This window comes from Paenibacillus sp. 23TSA30-6 (assembly GCF_014858585.1).
GTDB lineage: Bacteria > Bacillota > Bacilli > Paenibacillales > Paenibacillaceae > Paenibacillus.
In genome coordinates, this window is record NZ_SLTL01000078.1 from 1 (window position 1) to 2,599 (window position 2,599).

Below are 2,599 nucleotides of genomic sequence, written 5' to 3' on the forward strand. Positions count from 1 at the left end.
TATTGGAATAGGTAAGGGTTTGATATGATCTCCGCCTTTTCCCCTCCTCCACACCGTGCATGCAGCTTTCACCGCACACGGCGTTCCACCTTATAGAATAAAAGTTAAATCATCTCGAGTTTACAAGCTTTGCGATAGAGATTAAGTTTATCGACCATAGGGTCGGTAAGTTGTAGGATGCTTTTATAATGCTCAATCGTTTTGGTTTCTGTGGCGTGAACCAACCTATGAACGTCCTTGTGAATAATCCGGAGATTGTTATAGTTGTCCGTACCGCCTAAAGATAGAGGCTTATAATGATGACAATGAACCTCTTCTGACTGTAGGAATAAACCAGTAATTTCACATAAGCCTTGAACCCTTGAGTATCGTGAGAGTCTATTATCAGAATACTCAAGCGTTCTATCCCAAACATCCGATCGGACTAATTTTGATAGCTCTAATTGGACATTGTATTTGAGATTTGCGTGAATATTTACTCTAGCTTCAGCACAGTAAGGGGTCAACTCCTGGCTGAAGTTCAGTGGTTTACTCTTGGAAACATCCGGCAAGGGGAAAAGTAGCGTTCCTGCAACCTCCCAAGTTTTATTATTATTTTTGTAAAACTTGGAGTAAGTAGGTGGAGGACGGCTTGGTCTTCCATACTTGCTAATGGATTTAAGACGATTGAACATAAACCGGTTCTTGCAAAAGGCAATTTCCTGAAAGTCCATGCTTACATGTGATGCGAATTTGAAATAGTTGTGTAAGCCAAGGACGAAACTGTTCCAATTTGAGATCGTTTTAGGAATGGGAGACAGCTTAATTTCAGTGATCAGTTTGTTTATTCGTTTCTTGATCTGGTCCTTCTTTTTGTCTGAAACGAAACTATGAGCTACATGCTTTTTGCCTTTAGGAACGGCCTTAATCTTGAAGCCCAAGAAATTAGATGACTTCTTGCGCAAATTTATGACCATTGATTTCTCTGGAGAGATATCTAGTTTTAGTCGTTCTTTAAGGTATTGTTTGACTGCATGGTACCATTTATAGGCATCTTGTGGGGTTCTGGAAAAGATTTTAAAATCATCAGCATACCTTACGATAAAGCCCTCTTTGAGTTTTGTCTTCTTCAGGGCCGCATATTTATTTCTTTGTGTGTAAGGGTGTTTGGTTTTGAAATTTTCCCATTGCCCTGCGACCCAGTGATCCAAGTCGTTGAGTACTACGTTGGATAATAAAGGAGAGAGAATTCCACCTTGTGGTGTACCTTTACATGGTATTCCTTCCTTCTCAATGGGCGCCTTCAGCATTTTCCCTATAATGGCAAGTACTCTCCGGTCTTTAATCCCTATATTCCAAAGTTGTTTAAGAAGCAGTGTGTGGTTTACGTTATCAAAGAAGCCTTTTATATCAACATCAACGACAAAGTGAAGTTGGGCGTTGTTAATTAATGTGTCGCACCTTGACTTTGCATGATGCGTGCTTCTTAGAGGTCTGAAACCATAACTATGCTTGTAAAATTTTGCTTCACAGATAGGCTCTAGAATTTGCTTAACCATTTGTTGTATCAATCTGTCAAGCATACTTGGAATGCCTAGCGGCCGTTTATCTCCGTTAGGTTTTGGGATGAAGACCCGTCTGACTAGTTTCGGTTTATAGTGATCAAGTGATGTACGAATTGTATTGATGAATTCATTCTGGCTGTAGCTTTTGAAATCATCAATGTTAAATTGATCAGTGCCTTGAGTCTTTGATCCTTTGTTGCCTTTAATCATTCGGTAGGCTAGGATTATATTTTTCTCAGAAATAATCAATTCGTATAGCCTGTTGAATGAGCAACCTTCTTTACTTTTCTGGTAAAGAGCATCAAAGGTGGATTGCATCCCGTAGTATTCAGCATATCGCAAATATGTGATGATTGTGGACAACTCCTTAAAGTTGTTTCCCACATTCTTACCAGACCGATCATCTGCAACTTGAGTAATCTACAATTAGAATTATAAGGCTTGGGGCTATCCCTCCGGAATGTTTCCATTCTTTCATAGGTACTGTGCCCCTACTCTCACAAGAGTAAATCATGTTGCCATGAACCATTCCCTTGATAGAGGTTTAACAACGGTTTGTTGTATAAATGTCCCTTGCTTTCCACGTTCCGATTATTCTAGCTATCCATGCGCGCTTTAGGTGGCAACTATGAGCCTGTAAACATTATACCCTCTTAGTTAGGTATCCCGAATTTCATAACTACAAATCTTACTTTTCGGTGGTTTACGCTGCTATTGCAGCACAACCCTTTCGGATTGTTCTACCTCTAGACCCGTACATTCGTCGCTTAGTCAGTTACTTTTGTAACATTCTCACCATGACGCGCTTTTCAGCACCCCGACCTATCTCCGACCATATTACTCTAAGAGAAATTTAGGTCTGATTCAGCCGACTTCACCTAGCTTCAAACAAAGACAAGCTATCTCTTGTTTTTGCTTGTAGGAGTATTAGGCAGGAAGTTTAAGCTCAACATGAAGGCTGTCATTCCTTCCTTCGAATAATCAGTTGTTGCTCCCTGTTGGGAAACCCACTCTTTTCATGCTATTAAGCACTTATAGAGTAACGTGTCGCACTG

Annotated in this window: 1 protein-coding gene; it reads right to left on the reverse strand. The window is 40.2% G+C overall.

Annotated features, from left to right (window positions below):
• Nucleotides 1-104: 104 nt before the first annotated feature.
• Entirely contained in the window at nucleotides 105-1,862 is a 1,758-nt protein-coding gene (ltrA, locus tag E0698_RS26140) for a group II intron reverse transcriptase/maturase (protein ID WP_238354173.1), read from the reverse strand.
• Nucleotides 1,863-2,599 lie beyond the last annotated feature (737 nt).

What these genes read in the sequence shown, in the direction of transcription:
- ltrA (WP_238354173.1), bottom strand. Translation starts at nt 1,862, where the DNA reads ATGCAATCCACCTTTGATGCTCTTTACCAGAAAAGTAAAGAAGGTTGC.